Raw genomic sequence first — 23,624 nt, forward strand, 5'->3', positions numbered from 1 at the left:
CGATCTCGCCGGCCCCGGTGGCGCAGTCAGCGGGCGCGCCGGCCGCGGCGGGAGCGCAGGTAGTCGGCGACGACGTACGCGCCCAGGCGGTCGGCGTCGGGTTCGAACACGCGGCCGCCGGCCCGCTGGGTGAGGTCGTGCACGAAGTGCACCAGCCCCGGGTCGGGGTCGAGGGCGAAGACGTTGACCGTCGCACCGGATCGGGCCACGCGCTCCACCTCGGCGACGGTGCGGGCGATGGTCTCCGGCATCGGTGGCCAGCAGAAGAACGGCGTCCCGTCGTCCTCCAGGTGGGCGGTCGGCTCACCGTCGGTGACCACCAGGACGACGGGCTCGGCGTCCCGGTGACGGGCCAGGAACCGCCGGGCCAGCATCAGCCCGTGCTGGAGGTTGGTGCCCTGCAGCGTGTCCACGGAGAGCTCGGCGAGGGTCTCCGGACGCAGGACCTGCGCGGTGGAGGAGAAACCGATGATCTCGATCGCGTCCTGCGGGAAGCGGGTGGTCACCAGCGAGTGCAGCGCCATCGCCGTCGACTTCGCCGCACCCCACGTGCCGCGCAGCGCCATCGAGTAGGAGAGGTCGACCAGCAGGGCGACCGCCGCACCGGTGCGCCGCTCGGTCTCCACGACCGCGAAGTCCTCCACGGCGATCCGCACCCGGCTGCCGGTGCGCGGCTCCCCGGCCGTCCGCAGGACGGCGTTGCGCACCGTGCGGACGACGTCCAGCGGCTGCTCGTCACCGAACCGCCACTCCCGCGAGCTCCCGGTCAGCTCCCCGGCCGCACCGGCGTCCGCGACGTCGTGCTCGCCGCGCCCGGTGGCGTCGAGCTTGGCGAACACCCGGCGCAGCGCGGTGGCGCCCAGCCGGCGGACCGCCTTGGGCGAGAGCTCCAGGGTGCCGCCGGAACGGTTGAGGTAGCCCTGCCGCTCCAGCTCGCGCTCCAGCTGCCGGAGGGCGGCCAGATCGTCGGCGGCCGAGCGGCCCAGCGCCCGCTCCAGCAGCTCCTCGTCGACGTCGGCCAGCGACGCCCCGGCGTACCCCTGCGACAGCTGGTTGGAGAGCGCCTCCAGGTCGGCCAGCTCGGCGACCGCGGTGGTGGCGTCACCCATGCCGAGGCCCTGCTCGCCGTCGGGCACCTGGCCGCGCTGGCCCCACGGCAGGTCGGGACGGGCCTGGCGCAGCGCGTCGGAGAGGTGGGCCATCTCGCTGGCCAGCCCCATGTCCTCCATCGTCTGGGCCATGAGGTCGGCCAGCTCGGCGCGCTGCTCAGGGGAGAGGCCGGCCATCATCCGCTGCTGCGCGGCCGCCCGGCGGGCCAGCGAGTCGATGAGCTCCTCGACCGTCCCGGGCTGGTCGGGGAAGAACTGGCCGTGCTTCTCCATGAAGTCGGCGAACTGCTCGTCGGTGTCCTCGCCGCGGTTGTGGGCGTCCACCAGGCGCGACAGGTCCGCGACCATGTCCTTGACCGCCTGCATGTCCTGCTCGGAGGCGTTCTCCAGCGCCTGCTTCATGGACGCGAAGGAGCTGTCGAGCACCTCGCGGCGCAGCAGGTCCTGGATCTGCTCGTAGGCCTGCCGCGCGTCGTCCGAGCGCCACTCGTAGTCCCTGAGCGCCCGGACGGCCCCGGCGGCGTCCTCGGGGAGCGCGTCGAGCTCGGCCTCCTTCAGCCGGGCCATGTCGTCCGGATCGGGGAACAGTTCCCGCCGCTCGGCCTGCACGGCGCGGTCGAGCAGCTCGCGCACCTCCTGCAGCGTGCCGTCCATCCGGCCGGCCGTGCGGGCCTGGCGCAGCCGATCGCGCACCTGCCGGCGCAGCTCGTCCAGGCCGCGGCGACCCTGGGTGCCGCGGCGCAGCAGCTCGCGCAGGGCCTCCCGGACCCCGCTGCCGTCGAGCACCGAGTCGCCGATCTCGTCGACGGCGTTCCCGAGGTCGTAGGGCGGGGCCAGCGGGTCGGGGCCGCCCCGCCAGGCGCCGTACCGGTAGCCGCGTGGGCGGCGCGTGCCCACCTCAGGCCCCGTACACGGTGCGGCCGCCGTCGGTGTCCTTGGCCAGCCGGCGGGTCAGGTGCAGGCCTTCCAGGGCGAACTCGACCGCGGCCGCGGCCTGCTCGGCGGACTGGTCGCCCTCGGGGACGCCGAGCCGGCCCAGCAGCTCGGCGAGCCGCGGGACGGTGCCCAGCTGCCCCAGCAGGGCCGGGGCGGGGACGAGGTCGCCGGACTCGACGGTCTCCCCGCCGGTGAAGTGCTCCTGCAACCCGGTGAGGTCCAGGCCTGCGCACCGCGCGCGGAACGTCTGGGCGGTGGCCTGGCGCAGCAGGTGCTCCAGGATCTCCAGCTCCCGGTCGTCGTCGGGGTCGGAGCCCGCGTCGGCGAACTCGACCTTGCCGCGGCTGGCCGGGACGATGCTCGGCAGGTCCACCACCCGTGCGACCGGCCGGGTCTCCCCGGCCACGGCGGCGCGGCGGACGGCGGAGGCGGCGACGGTCTCCAGCCCGGCGATGGCGAACCGCGCGCTGACGCCGGAGCGCTGGTCGACGTGGCTGGACTCGCGGACCAGCCGGGTGAACCGGGCGACGATCTCCACCAGGTGCTGCGGGACGACGGGGGCGTCGAGGGCGTCCTGCCCGCCCGGTGCGCCCAGCCCGCTGGTGCGTGCCTCCTGCTCGAGGAGCCGGATCTCGTCGGCGAGCTCGATCGGGTAGTGGGTGCGCACCTCCGCGCCGAAGCGGTCCTTGAGCGGGGTGATGATCCGGCCGCGGTTGGTGTAGTCCTCGGGGTTCGCGCTGGCGACCAGCAGCAGGTCCAGCGGCAGCCGGACGCGGTAGCCGCGGATCTGGATGTCGCGCTCCTCGAGCACGTTGAGCAGCGCCACCTGGATGCGCTCGGCGAGGTCGGGCAGCTCGTTGACGCTGAAGATGCCGCGGTTGGTGCGGGGCACCAGGCCGTAGTGCACGGTCTCCGGGTCGCCCAGCGTGCGCCCCTCGGCCACCTTGATCGGGTCGACGTCGCCGATCAGGTCGCCGACGCTGGTGTCCGGCGTCGCGAGCTTCTCGCCGAACCGGTCGCTGCGGTGCAACCAGCCGACCGGGGTGGCGTCGCCGTGCTCGGCGATCTGCCGGTGGGCCCAGACGCTGATGGGCTGCAGCGGGTGCTCGTTCAGCTCGCTGCCGACGAGCACCGGGGTCCACTCGTCGAGCAGGCCGACCAGCGTGCGGATCAGCCGGGTCTTGCCCTGACCGCGCTCGCCGAGCAGGACGAGGTCGTGGCCGGCGATGAGGGCGCGCTCGACCTCGGGCAGGACGGTGTCCTCGAAGCCGACCATGCCGGGCAGCGTGGGCGAGCCTTCGGCCAGGCGGGCGAGCAGGTTGGCCCGGATCTCGGCCTTGACCGGGCGGGCGGTGGCGCCGGTCGCGCGGAGCTCGCCGAGGGTGGTGGGTGCGGGGGAGGGGGTAGCCGGTACGGGCGTGTCCGTCACCTCAGCCACGGTACGACGACTGCGCACCCTGTCGTTCTCCGGACGACACCGCGATCGATTTCCGTCCCCCTGCTGCGCGGAGCCGTTCTGTCGCGCCTGCGCGGACCCCTCCGGGGCCCACTCGGCGCGACCTGCCGTCGCGGGCGCGGGGGCCTGCCATGATCAACGCATGTCGGTCCCCCTGGTCACCGGTGCCGACGTCGCGGCGGCGGCGGAGCTCCTCGCCGGCGTCGTCCGGCGCACCCCGCTGGAGCACTCGCGGGGGCTGGCCGACCGGGTGGGCGGGCCGGTCTGGCTCAAGTGCGAGAACCTCCAGCGCACCGGCTCGTTCAAGATCCGCGGCGCCTACACGCGGATCGCGCGGCTGACCGGCGAGGAGCGGGCCCGCGGCGTCGTCGCCGCCAGCGCCGGCCGGCGGGGGTGGCCGCGGTCGCCGCCGTCCTGGCCGATCCGCGCGCGTTCGAGCCGCCCCTGGTGACCGTCGTCTCCGGCGGGAACATCGACCCGGTCCTGCTGCTGAAGGTGGTGCAGCACGGCATGGCGGCAGCCGGCCGCTACCTCTCGCTGCGGCTGCGCATCCCCGACCGCCCGGGATCGCTGGCCGCCCTGCTGGCCGAGCTGGCCACGGTCGGGGCCAACGTGCTGGAGGTCGAGCACGAGCGGACGGCGACCCGGCTGGGCATCGGCGAGGTGGAGGTCTTCGTCGTCCTGGAGACGCGGGGGCCGGCGCACGCCGGTGAGGTGATCGACGCGATGCGCGACGCCGGCTACGCGGTCACCCCGGAGTAGCTGCCGGTCCGACCGATGAGACCGGCTGTGCCCGGCGGTCCTAGCTAGCGTCCCGCACCTGGCGGGACCGGGACGGAGGGCGTGCGGGTGTACGCGACGGAGAAGAGCGGCGGCGGACTGTCGGTGGGCGGGCCTAGCGTCAGGGCCATGACGGACGCGATCGTGGTCGAGGGGCTGGTCAAGCGCTTCGGCGCGACCACCGCGCTCGACGGTGTGGACCTGACGGTGGCCGAGGGGTCGGTGCTCGGGCTGCTGGGCCCGAACGGCGCGGGCAAGACGACGGTGGTGCGCATCCTGACCACGCTGCTGGAGGCCGACGCGGGCCGGGTCGAGGTCGTCGGCCTGGACGTGGCGCGGGAGGCCGACCGGGTGCGGGCCGCGATCGGGCTCACGGGCCAGTACGCCGCCGTCGACGAGTACCTCACCGGGTTCGAGAACCTGGAGATGGTCGGCCGGCTGTACCGGCTGGGCCGCACCGAGGCACGCCGCCGGGCCGGTGAGCTGCTCGAGCGGTTCGACCTCTCCGCTGCGGCGAACCGTCCGGCGAAGACCTACTCCGGCGGCATGCGCCGCCGGCTGGACATCGCCGCCTCGCTCATCGCCCGGCCGCGGGTGCTCTTCCTCGACGAGCCCACGACCGGCCTGGACCCGCGCAGCCGGCTGTCGATGTGGGAGTTCATCGCCGACCTCGCCGACGGCGGGACGACGATCCTGCTCACCACCCAGTACCTGGAGGAGGCCGACCGGCTCGCCGACCGGATGGTGGTCATCGACCGCGGCCGGGTCATCGCCCGCGGCACCGCCGACGAGCTCAAGGCGCAGGTCGGTGGTCAGCGGCTGGAGTTCACCGTCACCGACGCCGCCGTGCTGCCCGGCATGCTGGAGCGGCTGCGCCCCCTGGCGGTGGAGGACCCGGTCGTCGACGCGGCGGCCCGGCGGCTGTCGCTGCCGGTGAGCGGCGGTGCGGAGGTCCTCGCCGAGGCGTTGCGGCGGCTGGACGGTGCGACGGCGGAGATCTTCGACGTCGGCCTGCGCCGGCCCGACCTGGACGACGTCTTCCTCGCGCTCACCGGCCGCGTGGCCGAGGAGGTCGCCACCGACGACGCCCCGACGGCCCAGCCGGTCACCACCGGAGGTGCCCGATGAGCAGCCTGGCCGCGACGCTCTCCGACAGCGCCGTCATCACCAAGCGCAACCTGATCAAGGTCAAGCGGGTGCCCGACCTGATCGTCTTCGCGACGCTGTCGCCGATCATGTTCGTGCTGCTGTTCCGCTACGTCTTCGGCGGCGCCATCCAGCTACCGCCGGGCACGAGCTACGGGGAGTTCCTGCTGCCGGGCATCTTCGCCCAGACGATCGTGCTCGGGAGCACGACCACCGGGGCGAGCCTGGCCGAGGACCTGCAGAAGGGGCTCATCGACCGGTTCCGGTCGCTGCCGATGTCCCGCTCGGCGGTGCTGATCGGGCGCACGGTCGCCGACGCCGGGCTGAACGTCATCTCGATCACGGTGATGGCGCTGACCGGCCTGGTGGTCGGCTGGCGGATCAACTCGTCGGTGGGGGAGGCGGTCCTCGGCTTCGCCGTGCTGCTGCTCTTCGCCTACGCCATCTCGTGGCTCATGGCGATGGTCGGCCTCCTCGTGCGCACCCCGGAGGTGGTCAACAACGCCAGCTTCATCGTGATCTTCCCGCTGACGTTCGTGGCCAACACCTTCGTCCCGCTGGAGTCCTTCCCCTCGGTGCTGCGCGCCTTCGCGGAGTGGAACCCGGTCTCTGCGGTCGTCCAGTCCGCGCGGAACCTGTTCGGCAACACCTCGCCGCTGGCGCCGGCGCCGGACGCCTGGTCGCTGCAGAACCCGGTGCTGTACACGCTGATCTGGGTGGTCCTGATCCTGGCGGTCTTCGTGCCGCTGTCGGTCCGCGCCTACCGCCACGCCGCCGGCCGCTGAGGTACGGCACCCGGTTCCCCGCTCCGCTCCGGCCAGAGGTCGGCGCGGAGCGGGGCCCGCAGGGTCCCCGACGTGCCGACTGTTCGGCTCGGCGCAGGTCGGGACAGCTCCTGGCCGCGGCGCGATCCGGAGGATCGCGGTGTCATCGCGGTGCGAGGCCGGTGCGGTGAGGGGCATCGCGATCTAATGGGCGGCGATGAGCACCGCAGTGGCACTCTCCGCCGACAACCCCCTGGCCTCCCCGTCCGGGCTGCCGTTCCGGCTGCCCCCGTTCGCCGACATCACCCTCGAGCACTGCCGGGAGGCCCTGCTGGCGGGGATGGCCGAGCAACGCCGGGAGGTGGCCGCGCTGCTGGCCGCGGCCGAGGAGCCGACCTTCGAGAACACCATCGTGGCGCTGGAGCGGTCGGGCGCGCTCCTCGACCGCGCGTGGTCGGTGTTCGGCAACCTGTCGTCGTCCATCGCCACGCCCCGGTTGCGGGAGATCGAGCGGGAGATCGCGCCGCTGGCCGCGGCCCACGACGACGCCCTCCGGCTCGACCCTGCGCTGTTCGCCCGCATCGATGCCGTGCACGCCGCCCGGGAGGCCGCCGGCCTCGACGCGGAGTCGGTGCGGCTGGTGGAGCGGTACCACCTCGACTTCGTGCTGGCGGGCGCGCGCCTCGACGACGCCGGCCGGGCCCGCCTGGGTGAGCTCAACCAGCAGCTGTCCGAGCTGTCGACGACGTTCGGGCAGAACCTGCAACTGGCCACCGAGGCCGCTGCGGTGCGGGTGGCCGACGCCGCGGAACTGGACGGGTTGAGCGACGAGGAGGTCGCCGCAGCGGCGCGCGCGGCCACCGACCGCGGGGTCGAGGGGTACCTGCTCACCCTCGTGCTGCCCACCGGGCAGCCGGCGCTGACCAAGCTGCGCGACCGGGACCTGCGCCGCCGGGTGTTCGAGGCCTCCGTGGGCCGGGCGTCCGCGGGTGAGCACGACAACCGGCCGGTCGCCGAGCGCATCGCCCGGCTGCGGGCCGAACGGGCCCGGCTGCTGGGCTTCGGCACCCACGCCGAGCTCGTGCTGGCCGACTCGACCGCGCGCAGCAACGCCGCGGTCGACGAGATGCTGGGCGCGATGGTTCCGGCCTCCGTCGCCAACGCCGAGGCCGAGGCCGCGGTGCTGCGGGAGGTGGCCGGCCGCGACGGTGTCGAGCTCGCGGCGTGGGACTGGGCGTTCTACAGCGAGCGGGTGCGCGCCGAGCGGTACGCCGTCGACACCACCGAGCTGCGGTCGTGGTTCGAGCTGGACCGGGTGCTGGTCGACGGCGTCTTCCGCGCCGCCGAGCTCCTGTACGGGTTCCGCTTCACCCCGCGGGCCGACCTCGCCGGCTACCACCCCGACGTCCGGGTCTGGGAGGTTACCGACGCCGACGGTGCCGCGGTCGGCCTGTACCTGGGTGACTTCTTCGCCCGGGAGGGCAAGCGCGGCGGGGCCTGGATGAGCTCCTTCGTCCGCCAGTCCCGGCTGCTGGGCACCCGCCCGGTCGTCGTCAACAACCTCAACGTCACCCGTGCGCCCGCCGGCCGGCCCACGCTGCTCACCCTCGACGAGGTCAACACGCTCTTCCACGAGTTCGGCCACGCGCTGCACGGGCTGAGCTCCGCGGTCACCTACCCGCGCTTCGCGGGCACCGCCGTGCCCCGCGACTTCGTCGAGTTCCCCAGCCAGGTCAACGAGATGTGGGCGCTCTGGCCCGAGGTGCTCGCGCACTACGCCCGCCACGTCGACACCGGGGAGCCGTTGCCGGCCTCGGTGGTGGAGGCGATCGACGCCGCCCGGCTGTGGGGTGAGGGCTTCGCGACCCTCGAGTACCTGGCTGCCACCCTGCTCGACCAGGCCTGGCACCGGCTCACCCCGGGGACCGAGGTGGGCGACCCGGTGGAGTTCGAGCGGGCTGCCCTCGCCGAGGCCGGCGTCGCGTCGGAGCTGGTGCCGCCGCGCTACCGCACGACCTACTTCCAGCACGTCTTCGCCGGGGGCTACTCGGCCGGCTACTACTCCTACATCTGGTCGGAGGTGCTCGACGCCGACACCGTGGAGTGGTTCAAGGAGAACGGCGGGCTGCGCCGGGAGAACGGGGAGGTGTTCCGGCAGCGGCTGCTCGCGGTCGGCGGCTCGGTCGACCCGCTGGAGGCCTTCCGCGCCGTCCGGGGCCGCGACGCCGACCCGATGCCCTTGCTGCGCCGCCGCGGTCTGGCCGCCTGAGGCGGCGCTCCCCGGGTCGTGACGAGTGGGCGCCGCAGGGGTCCGCGCAGGCACGACGCAGCGGCTCGGCGCCGCTGGGGCACGGCACGTGGCCGCGGTGCGTTTCGGACGATCGCGAGGTCAGAGCCAGGGCAGCGAGAGCACCAGGTCCAGGTCGTCGGGGGCTTCACCGTCGCGGACCAGCCGGTTGGGCTGGCGGTGGCCGCACGCCGTGCAGCGGTGGACCACCTGCCAGCCCTTGCCCGACTTCTCCACCAGCCCGACCGGCTCCATGGGCTGCCGGCACTCGCTGGCCCGGTCACCGGGCAGGTCGTCGACGTGCAGGGACCACAGGCAGTACGGGCAGTGGTTGCGGTAGTGCCCGTCGGTGTTGGCCGGCACCGGCGCCGCGCAGTGCACGCACGCGAAGCCGGTGTTCTCCGCCCGCCGGGAGCGGGCGCGCGGCGCGCTCACCGGCCGCTCAGGGGACGAACGGCTCGACCGCGACGACCTCGACGGTGATGTCCCGGCCGTTCGGGGCCTGGTAGGTGACCGAGGTGCCCGGTGCCGCGCCCATGATCGCCGAGCCGAGCGCCGACTCGGGGGAGTAGACGGTGAGCTCCGTGGTGCCGGCGATCTCCCGGGACCCGAGCAGGAACTTCTCGGTGTCGTCGTCCCCGGCGAACCGGATGGTGATGACCGTGCCCAGGGCGGCGTTCGTGGCCGTCTTCGGCGCATCACCCACGCGCGCCTTGCGCAGCAGGTCGGTGAGCTGGCGGATCCGACCCTCCTGCTTGCCCTGCTCCTCCTTGGCGGCGTGGTAGCCGCCGTTCTCCTTGAGGTCGCCCTCCTCGCGGCGGGCGTTGATCTCGGCGGCCATCGCCGGGCGGTTCGCCACCAGCTGGTCGAGCTCGGCCTTCAGCCGGTCGTGGGCCTCCTGGGTGAGCCAGATGCCCTGGTCCTGCTCGTCAGTGGGGGTGGACACGTGGGGTACTCCTGAAAACTCGGGAGGCCGCCCCCGTGTGGGAGCGGCCGCTGGTCGAACGGCCAAGCTAACACCGCGGCGCGGGCGGCTGCACCGCTGTTGCGGTCCTGGCTGGTTGCGGCACCGTAGCCCACCGGTGCGTGATCGACGACACGTTCCGCCCGGACGGGTGGCTGACCTGCGCGTCCTCGGCCACACCCGGGTGGGCGTCCGCCACCACCGCCGCCCGGCGAGGGACACTGTGCGCGTGACCGATCCCGACCAGTTGCGCCTGCTCGCCGTGCACGCCCATCCGGACGACGAGTCGAGCAAGGGCGCCGCCACGATGGCGAAGTACGTGGCCGAGGGTGTTCGCGTCCTGGTGGCCACCGCCACCGGGGGCGAGCGCGGCTCGGTGCTCAACCCGGCGATGGACCGGCCCGAGGTGTGGGAGCGGCTCCCGCAGATCCGGGTCGAGGAGATGGCGCGGGCCCGCGAGATCCTCGGGGTCGAACAGGAGTTCCTGGGCTTCGTCGACTCGGGCCTGCCCGAGGGCGACCCGCTGCCCCCGCTGCCCGAGGGCTGCTTCGCCCTGGTGCCGGTCGAGGAGGCCGCGGCGCCGCTGGTCGCGCTCATCCGCCGGTTCAAGCCGCAGGTGATGACCACCTACGACGAGCGCGGGGGCTACCCGCACCCCGACCACATCAAGACCCACCAGATCTCGGTGCACGCCTTCGAGGCGGCCGGCGACCCCGACCGGTACCCCGAGCTCGGCGAGCCGTGGCAGGTGAGCAAGCTCTACTACCACATGAGCTTCACGCTGCCGCGCACCAAGGCGCTGCACGAGGCGATCCTGGCGACCGGCTCGGACTCGCCCTACGCCGAGTGGCTGGCCAACTGGGACCCGGCGCACGACATCTCCCACCGGGTCACCACCCGCGTCCCGTGCGCCGAGTACTTCCCGGTGCGCGACGCGGCGCTGATCGCGCACGCCACCCAGATCGACCCGCTGGGCCGCTGGTTCGCCTGCCCGGTGGAGACCCAGCAGCAGGTGTGGCCCACCGAGGACTACGAGTTGGCCCGCTCGCTGGTCGACACGCCCACCCCGGAGGACGATCTGTTCGCCGGCATCCGCAGCGAGGTGACCACCCGATGACCACCGCCCTGAGCCTGCTCGTCGTGGCCCAGCAGCAGGCCCCCCAGGACGTCGGCAAGTCCGGCCCGTTCGGCCTGCTGCTGCTCGTCCTGCTGCTCGTCGCCAGCGCCCTGCTGGTGAAGTCGATGAGCGGCCACCTGAAGCGGCTGCCGCGCAGCTTCGACGCGGACGACCGCGAGCCCCGGGTGGTCGTCCCGGACTCGCCGGCCGGCCTGGAGGAGCCCCGCGAGCCCGGTCAGCAGATCCTCGACACCCTGCGCCGCGCGCCGCTGGCCATCGAGGCCCCCCGGCGCGAGGAGGGCGACCGGGGCTGACCTCGCAGGCCCGCTGCGGCGGAACGCGTGCCGATTCCGTCCCGTCGACCGGGGTGTGACCCCCGTCGTGCGCCGGCTCACGCCGGTGCCCCTCGCCGTCGTCGCCCTCGCCGGGTGCGGCGGCGGGCCGACGCCCGCCGGGCCGGTGGTGCTCGCGGCCGAGCGGGTGTTCACCGAGGCCCCGGTCGTGGTGCCGGATCCGTCGGGGGCGTCGGCGACGCCGCAGGTCGCCACCGCGATCGACATGGCCTGCGCGGTGGTGTTCGGGCGGGAGGAGTCCCTCGGTGACGGCATCGCCACGGACGCCGACATGGGTGGCGGCGCCCACACCGAGCACCGGGCGGTGATGCGCGGGGTCGAGCCCGGCACCGAGCACTTCTACCGCGTCCGGGGGTCCGGTACCGACGGCCGCGGCCGCCTCTACCGCAGCGAGCTGATGACCTTCCGGACGCCGGAGGCGGAGGCCGCCGAGGTGCCGGGGGAGGACGTGGCGCTCGGCGCCGAGGTCGTCGACGTCAGCTCCGAGTTCTCCGGGCCTTCACCGCGGGGAACGCCGTCGACGGTGATCTGGGCACGGGAGTGGTCCAGCGACGGGACGGTGACGACGCGTCGATCCCCCTCGACCTGGGGCGGGCCGTCGACGTGGTGGGGCTGGCCCTGCGCAGCCGGTCGATGAGCGACGGCACGTCGGTCGTGGAGACGATCGCCGTCACCGTCGACCACGGGCGGAGCTCAGGCCCCTTGGAGGCCGGTGTGGTCCACGAGGCCGGGTCTCCCGCGGATCGACGCGGTGAGCACCAGCGGCGGCGAGACGGGTGCGGCCGAGATCGAGGTCTACGAGGCTCCGTGACCTCGCCACGCGCGGACGCCCCGGCCCGCGCGCGGCGGGCCGGGGCGTCCGGTGGGGCGGATCAGGCGTGCAGGTCGAAGCGGTCGAGCTCCATGACCTTGACCCACGCGGCGACGAAGTCCTGCACGAACTTCTCCTTCGCGTCGTCGGCCGAGTACACCTCCACGATCCCGCGCAGGATCGAGTTGGAGCCGAACACCAGGTCGGCCGCGGTGGCCGTGCGGACGACGTCGCCGTCGGCGTCCAGCCCCTCGTAGACGCCCTCGGTGTCGACCGAGGTGCGCCACTGGATGCCCAGGTCGAGCAGGTTGCGGAAGAAGTCCTGGGACAGGACGCCCGGGCGGTCGGTGAAGACGCCGTGCTGCACGCCGCCGGTGGTGGCGCCGAGCACGCGCAGGCCGCCGACCAGCAGCGTCATCTCCTTGGCCGTGAGCTCGAGCATGTAGGCGCGGTCGACCAGCAGCGTCTCCGGCTCCAGCTTGCTGCCCGGGGCGACCCAGTTGCGGAAGCCGTCGGCCCGCGGCTCGAGCCAACGGAAGTTGTCGACGTCGGTCTGCTCCTGCGAGGCGTCGGTGCGGCCCGGGTGGAACGGGACGGTGACCTGCACCCCGGCGTCCGCCGCGGCCTTCTCCACCGCGGCCGAGCCGCCGAGGACGATGAGGTCGGCGAGCGAGATCTTCGCGCCGGTCTCGGACTCGAAGGACTCCTTGACCTGCTCGAGCACCGGGAGCACGTCCCGGACGCCCTCGTTGACCGCCCAGCCGATCTGCGGCTCCAGCCGCAACCGGGCGCCGTTGGCACCTCCGCGCTTGTCGGTGCCGCGGTAGGACGCCGCCGCGGACCAGGCGGTGTGCACCAGTTGCGGCACGGTCAGGCCGGAGGAGAGCAACCGCTGCTTGAGGTCGGCGATCTCCGCCTCGCCCACGAGCTCGTGGTCGACCGGGGGAACCGGGTCCTGCCAGATGAGGTCCTCGGCCGGGACGTCGGGCCCGACGTAGCGGCTCTTCGGGCCCATGTCGCGGTGCAGCAGCTTGAACCAGGCGCGGGCGTACTGGTCGGCGAAGTACTCGGGGTCGTTGTGGAACCGCTCCGAGATCGCGCGGAAACCGGGGTCCATGATCAGCGCGAGGTCGGTGGTCGCCATCATCGGCGGGTTCTTCTTGCCCTCGATGTGCGCGTCGGGGACGAGCTCCTGCGCCTCGGGGTTCTTGGGCTTCCACTGCTTGGCGCCGGCGGGGCTCTCGGTGAGCTCCCACTCGTAGCTGAACAGCATCTCGAAGTAGGTGTTGTCCCAGGTGGTGGGGGTCGGCGTCCAGGCGCCCTCGAGGCCGCTGGTGATGGTGTCGGCGCCCTTGCCGGTGCCGTGCTGGCTGATCCAGCCGAGGCCGTTGCCGTGCACCGGGCAGCCCTCGGGCTCGGGGCCGACGAGCTCCGGGTTGCCGGCCCCGTGCGTCTTGCCGAAGGTGTGGCCGCCGGCGATGAGGGCGACGGTCTCCTCGTCGGTCATCCCCATGCGGCTGAAGGTGACGCGGATGTCGTGCGCGGAGGCGACCGGGTCGGGCTGGCCCTTCGGGCCCTCGGGGTTGACGTAGATCAGGCCCATGGTCACGGCGGCGAGGTGGCCCTCGTCGAGGTCGAGCGGCGCGTTGTCGGCGTAGCGCTCGTCGCCGAGCCAGGTGTCCTCCGGGCCCCAGAAGACCTCCTCGGGCTGCCAGGTGTCCTCGCGGCCGAAGGCGAACCCGAAGGTCTTCAGGCCCATGTCGTCGTGGGCGACGTTGCCCGCGAGCACCAGCAGGTCGGCCCAGGACAGGGCGCGGCCGTACTTCTGCTTGACCGGCAGCAGCAGGCGGCGGGCCTTGTCCAGGTTGGCGTTGTCCGGCCAGCTGTTCAGCGGCGCGAAGCGCTGGGCCCCCTGGCCGCCGCCGCCCCGGCCGTCGGCGATGCGGTAGGTGCCGGCGGCGTGCCACGACATGCGGATGAACAGCGGGCCGTAGTGGCCCCAGTCGGCCGGCCACCACTCCTGCGAGGTGCGCATGACCTCGACGAGGTCGCGCTTCACCGCCTCGACGTCCAGCGCCGAGACGGCGGCCCTGTAGTCGAGGTCGCCCAGGGGGTCGGAGTCCTTCGAGGGCTTGTTCAGCACCGACAGGTCGACCTGGTTGGGCCACCAGTCGCGGTTGCTCTGCGGACGGCGGTTGGTGACCTGCGTCGGCGACGGGATCGCCGGGTTCTCGCTCTCGCTGGTGCTGTCGGTGACGACCTTGTCGGTCTCGTCCTTCACGGTGTGCCTTCCTCGGGGTGGGGGGATCGGTCAGCGGGTCGGGCGGTGGCGCAGGTGGGGCAGCGGCCCCAGAAGACGACCTCGGCCTCGTCGATCACGAAGCCGGCGTCGTCGGACGGGGCGAGGCACGGGGCGGCGCCGACCGAGCAGTCGACGTCGACGATGGCGCCGCAGTCGCGGCAGACGAGGTGGTGGTGGTTGTCGCCCACGCGGGCCTCGTAGCGCGCGACCGATCCCTGCGGCTGGATCCGGCGCACGATCCCGCTGTCGGTGAGGGCCCGCAGGACGTCGTAGACCGCCTGGTGGGAGACCGCACCGAGCCGCTCCCGGGCGGCGGCGATCAGCGCGTCGGTGTCCAGGTGTGGGTGGGCGTGGACGGCGTCCAGCACCGCCAGCCGCGGGCGGGTGACGCGCAGGCCCACGGCGCGCAGTTCGCGGCCGAGTTCCACGGGGTCGGGCACGGGGTCATCCTGACGGCTTCTCTTGATCGGATCCAGTCTTTCTTCCGGCGCCGCGCGCCGGCGGGCGCTGTTGTCCGCTCTGGGCGCAGCCGTGGGGCTGGCCGGCGAGCGTTGCGCTGATTACGCTGCAACCGTGTAATCAACGCGCACCGGGAGGTCGCCATGCACGGGCATCGTTTCGCCGACGCACCCCTGGGTGCCGGTTTCGGCCGCGGCCGCGGGCCGCGGGGCCGGGGTCAGGACGTCCCGGCCCCCGTCGACCGGGCCGAGGTCGCCGGCTGGTTCGCCGGGCGGCTGCCCGACGACTGGTTCACCGGCCCCGTCGAGCTCACCATCGACCGCGACGAGATCACCGTCGTCGGCACCCTGCCGGAGCCGGCGGCGGGTGAGGGCGACGCCGCCGCCGCACGCACCGGCCGGATCGAGCGGTTCCGCGAGGAGACCCGGGGCCGCCGGATGGCCATCGCGGACGCCGCGCAGGAGCGCTACGGCCGCTCGGTGGCGTGGGGCGCGGCCTGCGGGGACACCCGCCAGCTGTTCACCCACGCGTCCGTGCCGGTGATGACCCGCCTCCGGCAGCCCGAGCGGCTGGTGCTCGACACGCTGGTCGACGCCGGGGTGGCCCGGTCGCGGTCGGAGGCGCTCGCCTGGGCCGTGCGCCTGGTGGGCCGCCACGCCGACGACTGGCTGACCGAGCTCCGCGACGCCATGGCCTCGGTCGAGGAGGTCCGGGGTCGGGGACCGCGGTAGGAGGTGGTCCGCGGGAGGTCGCCGGCGGGCAGGGACACTGGGCGGCGTGCCCGATGCCACCCGCTCCTCGACCACCGACGTCCTCGTGGTGGGGGCCGGCCCGGCCGGGGCCGCGGCCGCGGCCTGGGCGGCCCGGGCCGGGGCCGACGTCGTGCTGGCCGACGCCGCGGTCTTCCCGCGGGACAAGACCTGCGGTGACGGGCTGACGCCACGGGCCATCGCCGAGCTCGACCAGCTCGGCCTGGGGGAGTGGGCCCGGTCCAGGACGCGCAACCGCGGCCTCCGGGCCGCCGGTTTCGGCCGGGAGTGGCAGCTGCCGTGGCCCGGTGGGGCGTTCCCCGACCACGGCAGCGCCGTGCCCCGCACGGAGCTGGACGCCCGGATCCGGCAGGTCGCGGTCGACGCCGGGGCGGCCCCGGTCGACGGCGCCCGGGCGGTGGACGTCGAGCGCGACGGCGACCGCGTGCGCGCGGTGGTGTTCGAGGACGCCGACGGCGCGACGCGGGAGATCGCCTGCCGGCGGCTGGTCGTGGCCGACGGCGTCCGCTCGCCGCTGGGCCGGCTCCTCGGCCGGGAGTGGCACCGCGACACCGCCTACGGGGTGGCGGCGCGCAGCTACGTGCGCTCGGGCCGCAGCGACGACGAGTGGATCAGCTCGCACCTGGAGCTGCGCGGCACCGAGGGGGAGCTGCTCTCGGGCTACGGCTGGGTGTTCCCGCTGGGGCGTGAGGCGGGCGAGGTCAACCTCGGCGTGGGCACCCTGGCGACCGCCCGCCGGCCGGCCGGGGTCCAGTTGAAGGCGCTGCTGGAGTTCTACGCCGGGACCCGGCGCGCGGAGTGGCACCTGGACGGCCCGGTGCGGGACGTGACCTCCGCGCTGCTGCCGATGGGCGGGGCGGTGTCCGGCGTGGCCGGCCGCAACTGGGCGCTGGTCGGTGACGCGGCCGGCTGCGTGAACCCGCTCAACGGCGAGGGGATCGACTACGGCCTGGAGACCGGCCGGACGCTCGCCGGGTTGCTCGCCGAGGACGACTGGACGGCGGCGTGGCCGGCGACCCTGCGGCGGCACTACGGCGAGGCGTTCTCCATCGCGCGGCGGCTGGCCGGGCTCCTCACGGTGCCGCGGTTCCTGCCCCTGGCCGGCCCGGTCGGCATGCGCTCCCGCCCGCTGATGACCGTGGCGCTCCGCGTCATGGGCAACCTCGTCTCAGACGAGGACCGCGACCTCGTCGCCCGCGCCTGGCGCGCGGCAGGACGGTTGTCCGTCCGCCTGGACGACCGCAAGCCCTTCAGCTGAGCGGGCTCCCGGAGGGTCCCGCGCAGGCGCGGATCAGCGGCTCGACGCGGGCCGGGGCGGCACCTGGTGGCGGTGTCTGACCGGAGGTCAGACGAAAGGAGAGCTGTACACCGCGAAGTACACGGCGATGTAGTGGCAGATCGCCGCGATGACGGTCATCGCGTGGAAGACCTCGTGGTAGCCGAAGGTGCCCGGCCACGGGTCGGGCTTCCTGATGCCGTAGGCCACCCCGCCCAGGGTGTAGAGCACGCCGCCGACGGCCAGCAGCACCATCGAGGCGACCCCGGCGATGTGCAGGATGTCCGTGAGCACGAAGACCGCCACCCAGCCCAGCCCGATGTAGAGCGGGACACCCACCCAGCGCGGCGCCGTCGGCCAGGTCATCTTCAGCGTGACGCCGGCCAGCGCGCCGGCCCACACGCCGGCGAGCACCCAGAAGCCGAGGGGCTGGTCGACGGCGAGCAGCGCGAACGGTGTGTAGGTGCCGGCGATGAAGAGGAAGATCATCGAGTGGTCGAGCCGCTTCATGATCTTCCAGCCGCGGGGTGACCAGCGCCGTCGGTGGTAGAGCGCGCTGATGCCGAAGAGGCCGCAGATGGTGAGGCAGTAGACGGCCACCGACCACCCGGCGCGGGCGCCCTGGACCGAGGCCAGCGGGATGAGCACCGCGCCGGCCACGATGGCGCCGAAGAACGAGAAGAGGTGGATCCAGCCACGCGCCCGCGGACGGGTGTCGGGGTGCTCCCAGTCGGCGTCGCCGAAGTGGCTGGCGTCCCAGGTCTGCTCGACCCGTTCGCCCTCGGCGACGACCGTCGACAGCGCCTGCTCGGCGGGAGCCTCGAGCTCTGCGCCGTCCGCCTCCACCCGTACTGCTGCGCGATCGTGGGGAGGGACGCTCATGCTCCGAGGTTACGGAGGACCCGGTGCGGCGTCATCCGGACCGGCTGTGACCTGCGCGGCCCGTCCGAGGCTCGCCGCGAGCCCGCGAGTGGCGGGTAGGAGGGGGCCCTTGTCACTAGGGTGACCGTCGTGGGGGTGCGCCGGCGGGTCCGTGACGCGCTCACCCGGGTCTACGAGCGCCGCCTGGCGCGGGCGCTGGAGGGCGCGGACGTGCCGCGGCACGTGGGCGTGATCATGGACGGCAACCGGCGGTGGGCGCGCGCCATCGGGCTGGAGGACGTCGCGCACGGGCACCGCCGGGGGGCGGCGAAGATCGCCGACCTGCTCGGCTGGTGCGACGACGCCGGGGTGCAGGTGGTCACCCTCTTCATGCTCTCCACCGACAACCTGCGCCGTCCCGCGTCGGAGCTCGACGCGCTGCTCGCGATCATCGAGGACGTCGCCGTGGACCTGTCGCGGCCGGGCCGGCGCTGGCGCATCCGGAGCATGGGGGCCCGGGAGGTGCTGCCGGAGCGCACCGTCGCCGTCCTGGAGCACGCCGAGCGCGACACCTCCGACCGTCCGGGGGCGACGGTCAACCTGGCGGTCGGCTACGGCGGGCGGCGGGAGATCGCCGACGCCGTGCGCTCGCTGCTGAGCGAGCACGCCGCCCGGGGCACCTCGTTGGAGGAGTTGGTGGAGGTGCTCGACGTCGAGCACATCGCCGAGCACCTCTACACGCGTGGGCAGCCCGACCCGGACCTGGTCATCCGCACCAGCGGTGAGCAGCGCATGTCGGGGTTCCTGCTGTGGCAGACGGCGAACGCCGAGTTCCACTTCACCGACGTCTACTGGCCGGACTTCCGCCGCGTCGACTTCCTGCGCGCGCTGCGGGACTACTCGGCCCGGCACCGCCGCTTCGGCGGGTGACGGCGGCTGCGAGACTGGCCGCCATGACCGCGGGAGCCCTCGACGTCGCCCTGGAGTACGTGCGCCTCGGGCTGCGCTTCGACCGTGTGGAGGCCGGCTTCGTCGACGCCTACACCGGCGACCCGCGGGTGCGGGCGCAGGTCCTGGACGAGCCCGCCCCCACCCCGCGGCAGTTGCGCGACCGCGCCCGGGAGCTGCTGCGGGAGCTCGACGCCGCCGACCTGCCGGCCGACCGCACCGCCTTCCTGCGCGGTCAGCTGACCGGCCTGGAGTGCAGCGCGCGGAAGATGAGCGGCGAGCCGATCGGCTTCGTCGAGGAGGTGCGGGCCTACTTCCAGGTCGACGTCGAGCTGGGCGACGAGGCCGCGTACGCCGCGGCGCACGCGGAGCTGGACCGACTGCTGCCCGGCGACGGCTCCCTGGCCGACCGGTACGCCGCCCACCGGCGGCGCGAGGAGTGCCCGCCGGACCGGCTGGAGCCCGCCGTGCAGGCCCTGTCGAGCGCGTTGCGCGACCGGGTGCGCGGCCGGTACGGGCTCCCCGAGGTCGAGACCGTCCGGTACGAGGTGGTCACCGACAAGCCGTGGTCGGGCTTCAACTACTACGAGGGCGGTTACCGGTCCCGGGTCGCGATCAACGCCGACCTCCCGCACCGGCTCTCCCAGCTCGCGCACCTGGTGGCGCACGAGTCGTACCCGGGCCACCACACCGAGCACTGCCGCAAGGAGCAGGGGCTGGTCGAGCGGTCGGGCCGGCTCGAGCACACCGTCTTCCTGGTGAACACCCCCGAGTGCCTGATGGCCGAGGGGCTGGCCGACCTCGGCGTCCCGGCGGCGATCGGCGAGGGCTGGGGGGCCTGGTCGGAGGAGATCCTCGGCGACCTCGGCCTGCGCTTCGACGGTGCGCTGGCCGAGCGGATCGCCGTCGCGGCCGGCCCGCTCAACCGGGTCCGGCAGGACGCCGCGGTGCTGCTGCACGACCGGGGGGCCGACGCCGACGAGGTGGCGGCGTACCTGCAGCGCTGGGCGCTGGTCAGCCCGGAGCGCGCCCGGCAGCAGATCCGCTTCCTCACCGACCCGCTGTGGCGGGCCTACATCTCCACCTACGTCGAGGGGTTCGACCTGCTCACGCGCTGGCTCGACGCCCGGCCGGTGGAGCAGCCGGTCGCCGACCGCTTCGTCCGCCTGCTCGACGAGCCGCTGACCCCGCAGCGGATCGCCGCCGAGATCGCGGCCGCCTGACCCGTGGCCGCCCGCACCCCGGCGCAGGCGCGGTCCCTCGGACTCTGGACCGCGGGCTGGCTCGCCCTGTTCCTCGTCCTCGGGGTGGTCCGGTTCGGCGACCCCGCGGTGCAGTGGCCCGTCCTGCTGGTCCCGGCCCTGTGGGCGCTGGTCGCCCTGCGCCCCCGCCGGGCGGCGCGGACCGGCCGGGCGGAGCGGCGCCGGGTGGCGGACGACGCGTGGCCGGACGACGAGCGGGTGGACGACGGCTGGGCGGAAGACCGGTGGGCCGAGGGCCGGTGGGACGACGGCTGGCCCGCCGGCGACTACCGCGCCGACCGGGAGCCGCACCGGTGGCCCCCGCCCGGGGACCGGACCGACACCGTCGAGCGCCCCGCGGTGCGCCGGCGCTCCGACGGGACCGACGGCCGATGGTGACCGGCGGGCGTTGAGGCCCTCGGCGAAACCGGTGGAAGCTGTCGGTGGACCGGTGGATGCTGTCGCGCGTGATCCACGCCCGCGGTCTCGCCCGCACCTTCCGCAAGCGGAAGCAGGAGGTCCACGCGGTCGTCGGCGTCGACCTCGACGTCGCGCCCGGTGAGATCGTCGGCTTCCTGGGCCCGAACGGTGCCGGGAAGACGACGACCCTGCGCATGCTCACCACGCTGCTGGAGCCCACCGCGGGGACGGCCACGGTGGCCGGTTGCGACCTGCGGACCGACCCGGTCGGGGTGCGCCGCCGCATCGGCTACGTCTCGCAGAGCGGCTCCACGGCCCCGGAGGCGCGGGCGGGCGAGGAGGTGGTCGACCACGCCCGGCTCTACGGCATGACCACCGCCGAGGCCACCGAGCGCGGCAGGCAGGTCTTCGCCGAGCTCGACCTCGACGGGCTCTGGGAGCGCCAGCCCAAGGCCATGTCGGGGGGCCAACGCCGCCGGCTGGACATCGCGGTCGGCCTCGTCCACGTGCCGGAGCTGGTCTTCCTCGACGAGCCGACCACCGGGCTGGACCCGCAGGCCCGGGCGAACCTGTGGGAGCACATCCGCGGGCTGCGCGAGGACCGCGGCACCACGGTCTTCCTCACCACCCACTACCTCGACGAGGCCGACGCCCTCTGCGACCGGATCATGGTCATCGACCACGGCGCCATCGTCGCCGAGGGCACCCCCGACGAGCTCAAGTCCCAGGTGGGTGGCGACGTGCTGACCGTGAGGGCGGAGCGGCCCGACCAGCTGGCCGAGGTGGCACGCCTGGTGGGCGCGTTGCCGGGCGCCGAGCCGCCGCAGCTGCTCGCCGACCGGGTCGTGGGGCGGGTGCCGCACGGCGGCCGCGCGCTGGTGGAGCTGGTGCGCGCGCTGGACGCCGCCGACGTCGCCGTGACCGGGATCGAGAGCCGCCGGCCCAGCCTGGACGACGTCTTCCTCGGCCTGACCGGCCGGTCGCTGCGCGAGTCCGGGGCCGCACCGGTGGAGGCCGAGGCGGTGGCGGCGCGATGAGGACCATGCTGCGCGACACCGGCACCGTCTTCGCCCGGGCGATGCGCATGTCCCTGCGCAACCCCGCCTGGCTGCTGATCAGCCTCATGCAGCCGATCCTCTACATCGTGCTGTTCGGGCCGTTGCTCGAGCCGCTGGCGGAGCAGCTGGGTCCGGGCGACGCCTACCAGATCTTCGTGCCGGGCATCCTGGTGCAGCTGGGCATGTTCGGCGCGCTCTTCGTCGGCTTCGGGCTCATCGCCGAGTGGCGGGCCGGGGTCATCGAGAGCCAGCGGGTCACCCCGGCCAGCCGCACGGCGCTGCTGCTCGGGAGGGTGCTGCGCGACGTCGTCGTACTGCTCACGCAGGGCGTCCTGCTGGTGCTGGTCGCGATCCCGCTCGGGTTGCGGGCCCCGGTGGCCGGCGTGGCCCTGACCCTGCTCGTCGTGGCGCTGCTGGGAGCCGCGCTGGCCGCGGTCTCCTATGCCCTCGCGCTGACGCTCAAGAGCGAGGACGCCTTCGCCCCGCTGCTCAACGCGGTGGTGTTCCCCGTCGTGCTGCTCTCGGGCATCCTGCTGCCGATGACGCTGGCGCCCGGCTGGCTGCAGACCCTCAGCGACGTGAACCCGTTCAAGCACGTCGTCGAGGCGGCGCGCGAGTTCTTCATCGGCGGCTACGGAACCGCGACCGCCTGGTGGGGCGTCGTCCTCACCGTGCTGCTGGCGGTGCTCGGCTGGCTGTTCGGGGTGCGCCGGTTCCGCCGGGAGTCCAGCTGAGCGAGGTCCCGGTGCCCGCGGCACCCGCCGGTGCGCGCCGGACCCTGCTCGGGGAGCCGCACCGGTGGTACGGCTGGTGCGGTTGAGCCGTCCGGGTGACATCGCCCCCTCCTCGTGGGGTGCACGTCACGCGGATGTCACCCCCTGGGCCTAGCGTCCGCTGTGGACGCCGAGCTGTCCTCGTCGTCCACGGGAGGCCCGGTTGGTGCGACTGCGCACGTCGTCCAGGGGGGCCGGTACCCGGCCCCTGCGCCGGGGCCCGGCCACCTTCGAGCAGGGGTCCGCCACGTCCGCGTGGCGCCGCCCCACGGGAGCCGACTCGTGATGACTCGCCGCACCTTCGTCCTCGACACCTCCGTCCTGCTCTCCGACCCCGGGGCGCTGCTGCGCTTCGGCGACGCCGACGTGGTGCTGCCGCTCGTCGTCATCGGGGAACTGGAGGACAAGCGGAACCACCCCGAGCTGGGCTGGTTCGCCCGTCAGGCGCTGCGCATCCTCGACGACCTGCGGGTCACCCACGGCCGGCTGGACGCGCCGGTCCCGGTCGGGGAGAGCGGTGGCACGCTGCACGTCGAGCTGAACCACAGCGACCCCTCGGTGCTGCCGGCCGGGTTCCGCAACGACAGCAACGACAGCCGGATCATGGTGGTCGCGCTCAACCTGCGGGCCGAGGGACGGGACGTCTGCCTGGTCACCAAGGACGTCCCGCTGCGGGTCAAGGCGGCGGCCGTCGGGCTGGAGACCGACGAGTACCGCGTGCTCGACGCCGTGGACGCCGGCTGGACCGGGATGACCGAGCTATCCCTGGACGACTCCGAGCTCGACGAGTTGTACGAGACCGGGCAGGCGTTCGTGCCGGCCGCGGCGGAGCTGCCGACCCACACCGGTCTGGTCCTGCTCTCCTCCCGCGGTTCCGCCCTGGGCCGAGTCCTGCCGGACAAGCAGGTGCGGCTGGTACGCGGCGACCGCGAGGCCTTCGGGCTGCACGGGCGCTCGGCCGAGCAGCGGGTGGCGCTGGACCTGCTGCTGGACCCGGAGATCGGCATCGTCTCGCTCGGTGGCCGCGCGGGCACCGGCAAGTCGGCGCTGGCGCTCTGCGCGGGGCTGGAGTCGGTCATGGAGCGGCGGGCGCACAAGAAGGTGGTCATCTTCCGGCCGCTGTACGCCGTCGGCGGGCAGGAGCTCGGTTACCTGCCGGGCAGCGAGGGCGAGAAGATGTCGCCCTGGGCGCAGGCGGTCTACGACACCCTCGGCGCGCTGGTGTCCAAGGAGGTGCTCGAGGAGATCGCCGCCCGCGACCTGATCGAGGTGCTCCCGCTGACCCACATCCGCGGCCGCTCGCTGCACGACTCGTTCGTGATCGTGGACGAGGCGCAATCGCTCGAGCGGGGCGTGCTGCTCACCGTGCTGTCCCGGCTGGGCAGCAACTCGCGCGTGGTGCTCACCCACGACGTCGCCCAGCGCGACAACCTGCGCGTGGGCCGGCACGACGGCGTCACCGCGGTCATCGAGAAGCTCAAGGGGCACGTGCTGTTCGCGCACGTGACGCTGACCCGGTCCGAGCGTTCGCCGATCGCCGCGCTCGTGACCGAGATGCTCGAGGACCTGCCGCTCTGACCGCGCCGCTCCCGGGTGCTCCTCCTGCCCTGCCGGTCCAGCAGGACGGCGGGGCCGCGAGGAACACCCCGGGAGGGGTGCGGCGTCGGCTGGAAGGGGCTGCGGGGCTGGCGCACCGCCGGCGTGCCCCGGCGCAGCTCCCTCAGCTCGCCCCTGCGGAGCGCCCGGGCCAGCACGTCGTCGGACCCCCCGCTGGTGACGGCGTCACGGCGCAG

23 protein-coding genes are annotated in these 23,624 nt (G+C 74.1%); 16 read left to right on the plus strand and 7 right to left on the minus strand.

Annotation, left to right across the window (positions count from 1 at the left end):
• Positions 1 to 26: 26 nt before the first annotated feature.
• Together ACI79W_RS08650 and ACI79W_RS08655 are read right to left on the minus strand one after the other, a co-directional pair.
• The gene (locus ACI79W_RS08650) at positions 27 to 2,006 is read right to left on the minus strand and encodes a VWA domain-containing protein (protein ID WP_456561666.1); all 1,980 of its coding nucleotides are present in this window, start codon (positions 2,004 to 2,006) and stop codon (positions 27 to 29) included.
• Position 2,007: 1 nt separating this feature from the next.
• Complete coding sequence (locus ACI79W_RS08655; protein ID WP_456561667.1) at positions 2,008 to 3,474, minus strand: sigma 54-interacting transcriptional regulator; 1,467 nt, start codon at positions 3,472 to 3,474, stop codon at positions 2,008 to 2,010.
• A 169-nt stretch (positions 3,475 to 3,643) separates the two neighbouring features.
• Between ACI79W_RS08655 and ACI79W_RS08660 the strand changes: the two genes are divergently transcribed.
• From ACI79W_RS08660 to ACI79W_RS08680, 5 genes are all read left to right on the plus strand, one after another.
• Complete coding sequence (locus tag ACI79W_RS08660) at positions 3,644 to 3,952, plus strand: pyridoxal-phosphate dependent enzyme (RefSeq protein WP_456561668.1); 309 nt, start codon at positions 3,644 to 3,646, stop codon at positions 3,950 to 3,952.
• Positions 3,949 to 4,263, plus strand: a complete 315-nt coding sequence (locus ACI79W_RS08665; RefSeq protein ID WP_456561669.1) for an ACT domain-containing protein — start codon at positions 3,949 to 3,951, stop codon at positions 4,261 to 4,263. The genes ACI79W_RS08660 and ACI79W_RS08665 overlap by 4 nt, the downstream gene beginning before the upstream one ends.
• A 147-nt stretch (positions 4,264 to 4,410) precedes the next feature.
• Entirely contained in the window at positions 4,411 to 5,409 is a 999-nt protein-coding gene (locus ACI79W_RS08670; protein ID WP_456561670.1) for an ATP-binding cassette domain-containing protein, read from the plus strand.
• The gene (locus ACI79W_RS08675; protein WP_456561671.1) at positions 5,406 to 6,212 is read left to right on the plus strand and encodes an ABC transporter permease; all 807 of its coding nucleotides are present in this window, start codon (positions 5,406 to 5,408) and stop codon (positions 6,210 to 6,212) included. The genes ACI79W_RS08670 and ACI79W_RS08675 overlap by 4 nt, the downstream gene beginning before the upstream one ends.
• 196 nt (positions 6,213 to 6,408) lie before the next feature.
• Entirely contained in the window at positions 6,409 to 8,460 is a 2,052-nt protein-coding gene (locus ACI79W_RS08680; RefSeq protein WP_456561672.1) for a M3 family metallopeptidase, read from the plus strand.
• A gap of 120 nt (positions 8,461 to 8,580) precedes the next feature.
• Here ACI79W_RS08680 and ACI79W_RS08685 read toward each other — a convergent pair whose 3' ends face one another.
• Both ACI79W_RS08685 and greA read right to left on the minus strand, forming a co-directional pair.
• The gene (locus ACI79W_RS08685; RefSeq protein WP_456561673.1) at positions 8,581 to 8,913 is read right to left on the minus strand and encodes an RNHCP domain-containing protein; all 333 of its coding nucleotides are present in this window, start codon (positions 8,911 to 8,913) and stop codon (positions 8,581 to 8,583) included.
• Between the two features lie 7 nt (positions 8,914 to 8,920).
• A complete protein-coding gene (gene greA, locus ACI79W_RS08690) occupies positions 8,921 to 9,424 on the minus strand; it encodes a transcription elongation factor GreA (protein WP_456561674.1) in 504 nt (167 codons plus the stop codon).
• A 247-nt stretch (positions 9,425 to 9,671) separates the two neighbouring features.
• Here greA and mca point away from each other — a divergent pair, with 247 nt between their 5' ends.
• The 3 genes from mca to ACI79W_RS08705 are packed head-to-tail and all read left to right on the plus strand — an operon-like array spanning position 9,672 to position 11,549.
• Positions 9,672 to 10,559: a mycothiol conjugate amidase Mca gene (mca, locus tag ACI79W_RS08695; protein WP_456561675.1), complete on the plus strand. Its 888-nt coding sequence runs from the start codon at positions 9,672 to 9,674 to the stop codon at positions 10,557 to 10,559.
• Positions 10,556 to 10,873, plus strand: a complete 318-nt coding sequence (locus tag ACI79W_RS08700; RefSeq protein WP_456561676.1) for a hypothetical protein — start codon at positions 10,556 to 10,558, stop codon at positions 10,871 to 10,873. Before mca ends, ACI79W_RS08700 begins: the two co-directional genes overlap by 4 nt.
• Before the next feature lie 55 nt (positions 10,874 to 10,928).
• The gene (locus ACI79W_RS08705; protein WP_456561677.1) at positions 10,929 to 11,549 is read left to right on the plus strand and encodes a fibronectin type III domain-containing protein; all 621 of its coding nucleotides are present in this window, start codon (positions 10,929 to 10,931) and stop codon (positions 11,547 to 11,549) included.
• 235 nt (positions 11,550 to 11,784) lie between these two features.
• On the opposite strand, the gene katG is transcribed toward ACI79W_RS08705, so the two are convergent.
• Together katG and ACI79W_RS08715 are read right to left on the minus strand one after the other, a co-directional pair.
• The gene (katG, locus tag ACI79W_RS08710) at positions 11,785 to 14,004 is read right to left on the minus strand and encodes a catalase/peroxidase HPI (RefSeq protein ID WP_456561678.1); all 2,220 of its coding nucleotides are present in this window, start codon (positions 14,002 to 14,004) and stop codon (positions 11,785 to 11,787) included.
• On the minus strand, positions 14,001 to 14,465 hold the full coding sequence (locus tag ACI79W_RS08715) for a Fur family transcriptional regulator (protein ID WP_456561679.1): 465 nt from the start codon (positions 14,463 to 14,465) through the stop codon (positions 14,001 to 14,003). The genes katG and ACI79W_RS08715 overlap by 4 nt, the downstream gene beginning before the upstream one ends.
• A 162-nt stretch (positions 14,466 to 14,627) precedes the next feature.
• Here ACI79W_RS08715 and ACI79W_RS08720 point away from each other — a divergent pair, with 162 nt between their 5' ends.
• Positions 14,628 to 15,215 (plus strand): hypothetical protein, encoded by a 588-nt coding sequence (locus ACI79W_RS08720; RefSeq protein ID WP_456561680.1) that lies wholly within the window; start codon positions 14,628 to 14,630, stop codon positions 15,213 to 15,215.
• 46 nt (positions 15,216 to 15,261) lie between these two features.
• A complete protein-coding gene (locus tag ACI79W_RS08725; protein ID WP_456561681.1) occupies positions 15,262 to 16,512 on the plus strand; it encodes a geranylgeranyl reductase family protein in 1,251 nt (416 codons plus the stop codon).
• A gap of 87 nt (positions 16,513 to 16,599) precedes the next feature.
• Here ACI79W_RS08725 and trhA read toward each other — a convergent pair whose 3' ends face one another.
• The gene (gene trhA / locus ACI79W_RS08730) at positions 16,600 to 17,412 is read right to left on the minus strand and encodes a PAQR family membrane homeostasis protein TrhA (RefSeq protein WP_456561682.1); all 813 of its coding nucleotides are present in this window, start codon (positions 17,410 to 17,412) and stop codon (positions 16,600 to 16,602) included.
• Positions 17,413 to 17,541: 129 nt separating this feature from the next.
• Here trhA and ACI79W_RS08735 point away from each other — a divergent pair, with 129 nt between their 5' ends.
• From ACI79W_RS08735 to ACI79W_RS08760, 6 genes are all read left to right on the plus strand, one after another.
• On the plus strand, positions 17,542 to 18,321 hold the full coding sequence (locus ACI79W_RS08735; RefSeq protein ID WP_456561683.1) for an isoprenyl transferase: 780 nt from the start codon (positions 17,542 to 17,544) through the stop codon (positions 18,319 to 18,321).
• Between the two features lie 23 nt (positions 18,322 to 18,344).
• A complete protein-coding gene (locus ACI79W_RS08740) occupies positions 18,345 to 19,562 on the plus strand; it encodes a DUF885 domain-containing protein (protein ID WP_456561684.1) in 1,218 nt (405 codons plus the stop codon).
• Between the two features lie 3 nt (positions 19,563 to 19,565).
• Positions 19,566 to 19,979: a hypothetical protein gene (locus ACI79W_RS08745; RefSeq protein ID WP_456561685.1), complete on the plus strand. Its 414-nt coding sequence runs from the start codon at positions 19,566 to 19,568 to the stop codon at positions 19,977 to 19,979.
• Positions 19,980 to 20,035: 56 nt separating this feature from the next.
• Positions 20,036 to 21,037 carry an ATP-binding cassette domain-containing protein gene (locus ACI79W_RS08750; protein WP_456561686.1) on the plus strand — a complete coding sequence of 334 codons (1,002 nt, stop codon included), beginning with the start codon at positions 20,036 to 20,038 and terminating at the stop codon, positions 21,035 to 21,037.
• Complete coding sequence (locus ACI79W_RS08755; RefSeq protein WP_456561687.1) at positions 21,034 to 21,792, plus strand: ABC transporter permease; 759 nt, start codon at positions 21,034 to 21,036, stop codon at positions 21,790 to 21,792. The genes ACI79W_RS08750 and ACI79W_RS08755 overlap by 4 nt, the downstream gene beginning before the upstream one ends.
• Positions 21,793 to 22,116: 324 nt before the next feature.
• Complete coding sequence (locus tag ACI79W_RS08760; protein WP_456561688.1) at positions 22,117 to 23,409, plus strand: PhoH family protein; 1,293 nt, start codon at positions 22,117 to 22,119, stop codon at positions 23,407 to 23,409.
• The last annotated feature ends 215 nt before the right edge of the window (positions 23,410 to 23,624 follow it).

It is taken from the genome of Blastococcus sp. SYSU DS0533 (assembly GCF_054050775.1).

Coding starts and splice junctions, on each gene's coding strand:
- ACI79W_RS08660 (WP_456561668.1), top strand. CDS start 3,644: ATGTCGGTCCCCCTGGTCACCGGTGCCGACGTCGCGGCGGCGGCGGAG.
- ACI79W_RS08670 (WP_456561670.1), top strand. CDS start 4,411: ATGACGGACGCGATCGTGGTCGAGGGGCTGGTCAAGCGCTTCGGCGCG.
- ACI79W_RS08675 (WP_456561671.1), top strand. CDS start 5,406: ATGAGCAGCCTGGCCGCGACGCTCTCCGACAGCGCCGTCATCACCAAG.
- ACI79W_RS08680 (WP_456561672.1), top strand. CDS start 6,409: ATGAGCACCGCAGTGGCACTCTCCGCCGACAACCCCCTGGCCTCCCCG.
- ACI79W_RS08700 (WP_456561676.1), top strand. CDS start 10,556: ATGACCACCGCCCTGAGCCTGCTCGTCGTGGCCCAGCAGCAGGCCCCC.
- ACI79W_RS08720 (WP_456561680.1), top strand. CDS start 14,628: ATGCACGGGCATCGTTTCGCCGACGCACCCCTGGGTGCCGGTTTCGGC.
- trhA (WP_456561682.1), bottom strand. CDS start 17,412: ATGAGCGTCCCTCCCCACGATCGCGCAGCAGTACGGGTGGAGGCGGAC.
- ACI79W_RS08740 (WP_456561684.1), top strand. CDS start 18,345: ATGACCGCGGGAGCCCTCGACGTCGCCCTGGAGTACGTGCGCCTCGGG.
- ACI79W_RS08750 (WP_456561686.1), top strand. CDS start 20,036: ATGCTGTCGCGCGTGATCCACGCCCGCGGTCTCGCCCGCACCTTCCGC.
- ACI79W_RS08755 (WP_456561687.1), top strand. CDS start 21,034: ATGAGGACCATGCTGCGCGACACCGGCACCGTCTTCGCCCGGGCGATG.
- ACI79W_RS08760 (WP_456561688.1), top strand. CDS start 22,117: ATGACTCGCCGCACCTTCGTCCTCGACACCTCCGTCCTGCTCTCCGAC.